The organism is Aminobacter sp. P4_D5 (assembly GCF_056401815.1).
Map to the genome: position 1 here is coordinate 1 of NZ_JBFUIP010000212.1, position 8,278 is coordinate 8,278.

Here is an 8,278-nt window from a genome sequence, read left to right on the forward strand (position 1 = left end):
GGGAAAACTTCGCCACGGCGTGGATGTAGGATCGTTGCGTTGCCGGCGACAGATTGCGGACCGTCATGTCCTCGATCATCCGACGGCGCAGAGGGCTCATCTCGGCCATCTCAAAACTCCTGTTCTCAAGATTGCGCTTCAACAGCCGCAATCCTTCAAAACAGAAGCGTCATCCGCAAACCCGCGCACCAAATGCCGCGTCAGCGGCTTCGTTCAATCCCCCGATTCAGGCAAGATCAGAAACGCTCTAGGATGCAGTTTACGCCGCTTGCCATCACCATCGAGCACGCCCAAAGAGTGGCAGAATTGCCTCGCCACCACGGAGACCCATTCGACCGGCTGCTGATCGCGCAGGCGCAAATCGAGAACCTGTCGATCCTCACCGCAGATCCACTGTTTGCACGCTACGACGTGGCGCTCGCTTAAAGCTTGAGCCGCTCGACCTCTTCCCCGCGGAAACGCAGATCATAGTCCAAGAAGAATTCGTCGAGCGGAGGTGGCGCAACCGACGTGCCCGACAGCATCGCATGCACCTGCCCGCGATGGTGGATTTCATGCAGGAACAGATGCGTGAGCAAATCGCCGATGCGCTCGGGGATCTGCCCGGCCTTGCCACGATCCGATAGCACCTGCCTGTCGAGATCGGCCTCGCTGAAACGGTCGCAGTAAGCCACCAGTTGCCGGTCGAAATCCGCCTGCGCCTTGGCGAGTTCGGCCGCATCGTCGAACTCGACGAAACGATCGAACACTTTTTGTCCCTCGCCCCCTTCCTCAATCATGTCGAGATAAAAGATGTCGACTGACAGGATGTGGTTCAGCGTCTCCTTGAGCGAAGGAAAGAAGCTGGTGCGCTCAGCGTCGAATTCGCCTGGCTGCAAGGCCTGCACAGCGCGGTAGATGCGGTCGTTGGACCACAGATTGTTCCGCGCCATGCGGCGAAAATGGCTGGCCATGTCCATGGCTACTCAGGCCGGTTCGAACCGTCCCACTTGCCGCTCGATGGCACCGAAGATCGAATGGCCGTCCTTGCCCTTCATCTCGACGCGCAGCGTGTCACCGAGCGAAACCGAGAGCGTCTCGACCGCGCCCCTGACGATGGCACCGGTGCCGATCGGCCGGGTGGCTGAAGCGTCCGCGATCAGTTTCGGAAAGCTGGTCCAGACGGAAGTGACGCTTCGTCCACCGACAAGCAGCGGCAGGTGCACGGCTCCGTCCCAGGCGTCGCCCAATTCGTCCGGCGTGACCGCGACAGGCGACAAGACAGATGTACCGGCCTGGCCGCCATCCAGCACCGTGTCGGCGGACAGCACGACAAGGGCGATCGCGTCCTTCGCATTCTCCGATGTCGCGGCCATGGCAACATCAGAGACGATCACGGATACAGCCGCCTCGACCTTGGCATCGCGCATCTTGCCGGCAAGTTCGAGCGGATCGCGCGGGCCGGCGAAAGCATCGCCCCCACCCAGGCGCTGATAGGCGCGCGGCAGAGGTGAATGTGCATCATGCTCATGGAATCGCGACGATGGCACCGAACCAACCTCGAGCGATTCAGCCAGTGCCGCGAGGTGCGGAGAAATCCTGCGCCAGTCGTCGAGCGCTGCCTGCAGGCTCAGTGCCAGGAAAGAGGCATCGGTGTATCGCGTCAGGTCGCGCGAGACGATGACCAGTTTTCCGTCACGCGAACCGTTCTTCAGCGTCGCCAGTTTCATGCGGGTCCTCCTGAGTTCGGACGGTATCGTCCTCGATCACCACAACAAGCCCGTCGCGGCCGATCGTCAAGGGACCATTCCATGTTTTCCTGACAGCCTCGATCCATTCAGCCTCGCCGATATCCGGATCGTCGGCCGGAATGAGGTGGTTGAGCACCAACCGCCCGACCCCGGCGCATGCGGCGATGGTCCCCGCTTCGCCAGCCAGGCTGTGACTTGCCATCAAATGCTCCTTCAGCCGCGCACCGTTGCCAGTGCGGGCGACCAGTCGCTCGACGCCTTGTTCCAGCATCGCCTCGTGAAGCAGGATGTCGGCACCACGCGCAAACTCGGCCAGCGGCGGGAACAAGGCGGTGTCGGCGGAAAAGACGACGGTTGTGCCCGAGTACTCGAAGCGGAGGGCAAAACACTCGGTCACTGGCGGGTGGTCGACGCGCAAGGCTGTGACGTTCAATGCGCCGTCGCGCAATACCTCACCTTCGCCGAACTCCACGACCTCGACCATCTGGCGCAGGTCGGGGCGGCCTTCATCGTCGACCCGGGTTTCGATGTCGAATTCAAGCGCTTGCACGAATTTTTGCCAGTATCGATTCAAGCCGACAGGGCCGAACAGCCTGACTGGCGTCGCAAGCCCGGCCGTCCAGGCGGTGTGTATCAGCGGCCCTAGTTCCAGCACATGATCGGAATGAAGGTGAGTGACGAAGATCAGGTCGAGTGACTTGAGGCTCAGGCCCGCGTCGGTCAAACCGCGCGTCACGCCCAGCCCGCAATCGACGACGACGGTGCGCCCACCGAGTTCCAGCAGTGTTGATGTCGGCCAGGGTCCGCCGGGCCGGATGGCCGGGCCACCCTTGGTGCCGAGCAGCACGAGACGGCCGCTCATGCGCACGTGCCCCAGCAAACAGCCGCGATTTGAACTTCAAGTTTCATGCCGCACCTCTTCACGCCTGCGCCCAAGCTAGAGCGCCGGCAACGACCGAGGCAAGGTCAAAGCGTCAATCGACGCGGCGCGGATATTGCGCGCGCGGCGGGATCCAGTGATGGATCAGCGCCAGCAGCAGCAGGCTGATACAGCTCAACAGCACCACGATGAACAGCGTACTACCCTGATAGGGCGTGGCTGTTGCAACAAGCGGGATTGCCCCCGCAGGCGGATGCGTGACGCGGAACATCAGCATCAGGGCGATCGAAACGCCGACCGCCACAGCCGACACCTCCCACAGACCGGGGAATGCCATCGCAGCGGCAACGCCAACTAGCGTGGCAATGAAATAGCCGGCGAAAATGTTGATTGGTTGCGCCAACGGACTGGCCGGCTGGCCGAACAAGAGCACCGCCGTCGCACCCAAGGGGGCGATCAGCATCGGCAGGCCGGTCACCGAAGCAAGCCCACCCACCGCCGCCAGACCGACAACGGCGCCCGATCCCGACTTGACGTGCGAGAGCATCTGTCCTTTCGGCTCATGCCGGGCGGTAAGGGTGCGTATGTGACGGCGCATCGTCGTTTCCAGCCGAAGGGCCTGTTTCGATAGCAACAGCAACTTCGGCTGGCAACGTGGCTTTGTTCGAAAAATTCGCCTTGGAGTGAAAAAACTTTCCTTAGATCACCAATCCATGACGACCTTGCCCGAATTGCCGGTGCGCATGGCGTCAAAACCGGCCTGATAATCGTCGATGCCGATGCGGTGGGTGATGAGACCGGTGACGTCGAGTGGTCCCTGGACGAGCGCAATCATCTTGTACCAAGTCTCGAACATCTCGCGGCCATAGATGCCCTTGAGATGCAGCATCTTGAAGATCACCTTGTTCCAGTCGATCTCGAAACCTGTAGGCGCGATGCCCAGGATAGCAATCTTGCCGCCATTGTTCATGGTGTCGATCATGTCGCGGAAGGCGACAGCAGAGCCCGACATCTCAAGGCCAATGTCGAAGCCTTCGGTCATGCCCTCGTCGCGCATGACGTCGCGCAGCTTCTCCTTGGAGGCATCGACGACGTGATGGACGCCGAGCTTCTTTGCCAACGCGAGACGCACAGGATTGATGTCGGTGATGACGACCTTGCGTGCGCCCACGCATTGGGCGACCAGCGCGCCCATGATGCCGATGGGTCCGGCGCCCGTCACCAGCACGTCCTCGCCAACGAGGTCGAATGACAGGGCGGTGTGTACGGCGTTGCCGAGCGGATCGAAGATCGCGGCGATCTCGTCCGGAACATCATCGGGAATGGGCACGACATTGTGCTGGGGGATCGCGACATATTCGGCGAAGGAACCCGGCCGATTGACGCCGACGCCAAGCGTATTGCGGCACAGATGCCCGCGCCCAGCACGGCAGTTGCGGCAGTGGCCGCAAACGATATGTCCCTCGCCCGACACGCGTTGGCCCACCTTGTAATCGGTCACGCCAGCGCCGAAATCGGCGATCGTGCCGACGAACTCATGGCCGGTGACCATCGGCACAGGCACCGTCTTTTGCGCCCATTGATCCCAATTGTAGATGTGGACATCAGTGCCGCAGATCGCCGATTTCCTGACCTTGATCAGCACGTCGTTGGGGCCGATCTCAGGCACTGGCACTTCTTCCATCCAGATACCCGGTTCGGCCTTCGCCTTCACCAGTGCGCGCATCATGTTCGACATTGTGTTGTCCTCGGAATCGCTTGATCCAGAATCGCTTTTGGCAATTCTGGCACTTTATGAAATGACGCCCAACTCGCGACCGACTTCACCAAAAGCCGCTACCGCGCGATCTATGTCGGCTGTCGAATGCGCCGCCGACATCTGGGTACGGATACGTGCCTGGCCCTTGGGCACCACCGGGAACGAAAAGCCGATGACATAGATGCCGCGCTTCAGCATCCGCGCCGCCATCTCCTGGGCAAGCGTCGCATCGCCCAGCATGACTGGGACGATCGGATGATTGGCACCGGCGAGCGTGAAGCCGAGCTTGCCCATGCCGGAGCGGAAACGCTCGGCATTGGCATAGAGCTTTTCGCGCAAAGCCCCGCCCTCGCCGATCATGTCCAGCACCTTGATCGAGGCCCCGGCGATGGAAGGGGCAAGCGTGTTGGAAAACAGGTATGGCCGCGAGCGCTGGCGCAGCCAGTCGACGACGTCGCGCTTGCCACTGGTATAGCCGCCGGATGCGCCCCCCAGCGCCTTGCCCAGCGTGCCGGTGATGATATCGACACGGCCTTCGACGCCGCAATGCTCTGGCGTGCCGCGACCATTCTTGCCGACGAAGCCGACAGCATGACTGTCGTCGACCATCACCATCGCCCCGTATTTTTCGGCGAGATCGCAAACGCCTTGGAGGTTGGCGATGATGCCGTCCATGGAGAACACACCATCAGTAGCGATCAGCTTGAAGCGGCTGCCCTCGGCTTTCTTCAATTCCTCTTCGAGCGCTGCCATGTCGTTGTTGGCGTAGCGGAAGCGCTTGGCCTTGGACAAGCGCACGCCGTCGATGATCGAGGCGTGGTTCAACGCATCGGAAATGATGGCGTCTTCTTCCGAAAGCAGCGTTTCAAACAGACCGGCATTAGCGTCGAAGCATGAGGAATAAAGGATCGTGTCCTCCATGCCGAGGAATGCGGACAGCTTTGCCTCCAGTTCCTTGTGTTCTTCCTGCGTGCCGCAGATGAAGCGCACCGAAGCCATGCCGTAGCCGTAACGGTCGAGCGCCTTCTTGGCGGCGTCGCGCAGATCATGGCTATCGGCGAGGCCGAGATAGTTGTTGGCGCAGAAGTTCAGCACCTTTTCGCCGCCGACCTCGATCTCGGCGCTCTGCGTCGACGTGATGACTCGCTCGGACTTGTAGAGGCCAGCCGACTTCAGCCCTTCCAGTTCCGAGGCGATGTGAGAAAGGAAATTGCCGTTCATATGTACGCTCCCTGCTGCCGCGGAAAATCGGGCGAAGCTTGCCACGACGCTATCACAAATGCGACTTGGCCGCTCGCCGCTTCCCTCGCTTCGACAGCGAAGCCAACGCGCTAAGCTTCATCCAATTTCGCACACTACCGGCTTGGGGACAGCATGACCGACGCTACGATTTCAAGCATACGCATCTTCCGCCAATGGCAGCCGTTTCGCGACGGCACCTACCGTTGCTCAGGCGGGCGAAGTGCTGAAGGTTTTGATTCGACAATCGTCGAGATCACCAGCCGCGACGGCATCAGCGGCTATGGCGAGATGGCGCCGCTTGGCAGCTTCTACGATCCCGCCTTTGCCGCCGGCGCGCGCGAGGCGATGCGGGAACTGGCACCGCAACTGCTCGGCTGTGACGCCTCCGGCATCGAGGCGTTGAACCGGCGCATGGATCTTCTGCTCAAGGGCCACCCCTATGCGAAATCGGCGCTCGACATGGCGCTGTGGGATATTGCGGGCAAACGCTCTGGCCTGTCGCTTGCCGCTATGAGCGGCGGTGCGGAAGGCACACAACTCGCGCTCTACCGCTCGATCGCCCAGCAATCGCCCGACGCGATGGCGACACGGGCGCAAAAATACATCGCCGAGGGCTACCGCCGCCTGCAGGTCAAGGTCGGGCTCGATGTCAACGACGACATTGCACGGCTGGAAGCGGTGCGGGCGGCGGTGCCGAACGACACAGTATTGTTCTGCGACGCCAATGCAAGCTGGGGCACAGCCGAGACCCGCCGCTTCCTATTGGCGACGCAGGCGCTCGACTACACGCTCGAGCAGCCCTGCGCGAGCTACGAGGAAAACCTCGCCATTCGCCGCGCCACCGACCGGCCGCTGGTGCTCGACGAGACGATCGACAGTGTGGACGTGCTGCTGCGCGCCATATCTGACGGCCTTGTCGATGGCATCACCATCAAGCTGGCGCGCGTCGGCGGGCTGACCAAGGCCAAGCTTCTGCGTGACATAGCGATTGCCAAGAACCTCAAGGTCACGATCGAAGACACTGGCGGCGCGCAGATCGACACGGCGGCCTATTCGGGCCTGCTGTTGTCGACGCCGGAGGGGCTCAGGCAGCACACTGTCGACTTCCACAACTGGGTGACAGTGCCGAACGCGCTCGGCGAATTTGCCATTGCCGACGGCTTGATGAGCCTGCCCGGCGGACCAGGCCTTGGCCTGGATGTCAACCCGGCGAAATTCGGCGCGCCAATATTCGCCATCAAATCATGAAAGGGATGGCTGGACGGACACGCCCCCGCACCCGTCCAGCCCAGCATCGGCGCTATGGTAGCGGTGCGCCGATGACCTGGATGTTGTTTTTCGCGCAGGTATCGAAGAAGCGCTTGGCACTCTCTGGCGTCCGCTCTGCCTTGGGCGGCAGGGCTGCCGACGGCGCCGGCAAGCTCATCTGACGGACCATCTGCTCGAAGTCGCCACCCTGGGTGACGATCAGGCACGTCGCGCCATCGGTCGATTCGACGCGGAATGTGTGTGGAATTCCCTTGGGCGCCATGACGGTCTGCCCGGCATGGGCGAGAAAAACCTTGCCATCGACGCGAAAGCGCATCGTGCCTTCGAGAATGTGGATGATCTCGTCTTCGCAGAGATTGACGTGAAGCGGCGTCGTTTCGCCCTGCGGCATTCGGCATTCAATGATGCTGATCTGGTCGTTCCCCGCACAGGCGGGAACACGGATCGTCATCAGATTGTCGCCAAACCACAAAATCTGGCTGGCACTCTCAACCTTGGCCTGGGCGTTCACCGACAAAATCCCCTCTCCTCGCAGCCGGCGAAACTGCCGGGCAAGTCGGGAATTATCGGCGAGATGTAACCGTTTGAGGTCGGGAACGGTCACGACTGTTTCAAAACCATGAAACAATTCGCGCCTCCTTCGAAGCATACTCGAACTAACTAAACTTAAAATCGAAAGCCATGCGCAAATCAGTCAACAAACTTGCCTGCAAATAAAAGCGGCCGCGAGATGAACCCGCGACCGCCATAGAAGTGAACCATTGCCCTTGAGGCTTAGAAGAACGCCTGCAGACCGGTCTGTGCCCGACCGAGGATCAGCGCGTGCACGTCATGCGTGCCCTCATAGGTGTTGACCGTCTCCAGGTTCTGCGCGTGGCGCATCACGTGGTAGCCGATCTGGATGCCGTTGCCGCCATGCATGTCGCGGGCCTGGCGGGCGATGTCGAGCGCCTTGCCGCAATTGTTGCGCTTGACCAGCGAAATCATCTCAGGCGCGAACTTGTGTTCATCCATGAGACGGCCCACGCGCAACGAACCCTGCAGGCCAAGAGCGATCTCGGTTTGCATGTCGGCGAGCTTCTTCTGGTAGAGCTGCGTTCCGGCCAGCGGCTTGTTGAACTGCTTGCGGTCGAGGCCATACTGGCGAGCGCGGTGCCAGCAATCTTCGGCAGCGCCCAAGACGCCCCAGGAAATGCCGTAGCGGGCGCGGTTGAGGCAACCAAACGGCCCCTTCAGCCCGGAGACATTCGGCAGCAGCGCGTCTTCGCCGACTTCGACGCCTTCCATGACGATCTCGCCGGTGATCGAAGCGCGCAGCGACAGCTTGCCGCCGATCTTCGGTGCCGAAAGCCCCTTCATGCCCTTTTCCAGCACAAAGCCGCGGATCTGGTTGTCATG

Annotated in this window: 10 protein-coding genes and 1 pseudogene; 2 read left to right on the top strand and 9 right to left on the bottom strand. The window is 61.3% G+C overall.

The features are described 5' to 3' along the window. Positions 1-109 (bottom strand): annotated as a pseudogene (locus AC1DWF_RS28055) (tyrosine-type recombinase/integrase); the annotation flags it as partial. 62 nt (positions 110-171) lie between these two features. Here AC1DWF_RS28055 and AC1DWF_RS28060 point away from each other — a divergent pair. Continuing rightward, entirely contained in the window at positions 172-426 is a 255-nt protein-coding gene (locus tag AC1DWF_RS28060) for a type II toxin-antitoxin system VapC family toxin (RefSeq protein WP_476804449.1), read from the top strand. On the opposite strand, the gene AC1DWF_RS28065 is transcribed toward AC1DWF_RS28060, so the two are convergent. From AC1DWF_RS28065 to AC1DWF_RS28090, 6 genes are all read right to left on the bottom strand, one after another. Then, on the bottom strand, positions 423-959 hold the full coding sequence (locus AC1DWF_RS28065; protein ID WP_476784081.1) for a DinB family protein: 537 nt from the start codon (positions 957-959) through the stop codon (positions 423-425). The two genes, AC1DWF_RS28060 and AC1DWF_RS28065, sit on opposite strands and share 4 nt — an antisense overlap. Positions 960-965: 6 nt before the next feature. Next, positions 966-1,709, bottom strand: coding sequence for a fumarylacetoacetate hydrolase family protein (locus tag AC1DWF_RS28070; RefSeq protein WP_476784082.1), 744 nt, complete (start codon positions 1,707-1,709; stop codon positions 966-968). Continuing rightward, a complete protein-coding gene (locus AC1DWF_RS28075; RefSeq protein WP_476784083.1) occupies positions 1,675-2,592 on the bottom strand; it encodes an MBL fold metallo-hydrolase in 918 nt (305 codons plus the stop codon). Before AC1DWF_RS28075 ends, AC1DWF_RS28070 begins: the two co-directional genes overlap by 35 nt. A gap of 112 nt (positions 2,593-2,704) precedes the next feature. Next, positions 2,705-3,208, bottom strand: coding sequence for an HPP family protein (locus AC1DWF_RS28080; protein ID WP_476784084.1), 504 nt, complete (start codon positions 3,206-3,208; stop codon positions 2,705-2,707). Positions 3,209-3,313: 105 nt separating this feature from the next. Continuing rightward, positions 3,314-4,348, bottom strand: a complete 1,035-nt coding sequence (gene tdh / locus AC1DWF_RS28085; RefSeq protein WP_476784085.1) for an L-threonine 3-dehydrogenase — start codon at positions 4,346-4,348, stop codon at positions 3,314-3,316. 54 nt (positions 4,349-4,402) lie between these two features. Continuing rightward, positions 4,403-5,590: a glycine C-acetyltransferase gene (locus AC1DWF_RS28090; protein WP_476788990.1), complete on the bottom strand. Its 1,188-nt coding sequence runs from the start codon at positions 5,588-5,590 to the stop codon at positions 4,403-4,405. A gap of 153 nt (positions 5,591-5,743) precedes the next feature. Between AC1DWF_RS28090 and AC1DWF_RS28095 the strand changes: the two genes are divergently transcribed. Continuing rightward, positions 5,744-6,859 (top strand): mandelate racemase/muconate lactonizing enzyme family protein, encoded by a 1,116-nt coding sequence (locus tag AC1DWF_RS28095; protein ID WP_476788991.1) that lies wholly within the window; start codon positions 5,744-5,746, stop codon positions 6,857-6,859. A 52-nt stretch (positions 6,860-6,911) separates the two neighbouring features. On the opposite strand, the gene AC1DWF_RS28100 is transcribed toward AC1DWF_RS28095, so the two are convergent. Both AC1DWF_RS28100 and AC1DWF_RS28105 read right to left on the bottom strand, forming a co-directional pair. Continuing rightward, the gene (locus AC1DWF_RS28100; RefSeq protein ID WP_476842319.1) at positions 6,912-7,484 is read right to left on the bottom strand and encodes a cupin domain-containing protein; all 573 of its coding nucleotides are present in this window, start codon (positions 7,482-7,484) and stop codon (positions 6,912-6,914) included. Between the two features lie 170 nt (positions 7,485-7,654). Further along, a partial coding sequence (locus AC1DWF_RS28105) for an acyl-CoA dehydrogenase family protein (protein WP_476842320.1) occupies positions 7,655-8,278 on the bottom strand: 624 nt, incomplete at its 5' end.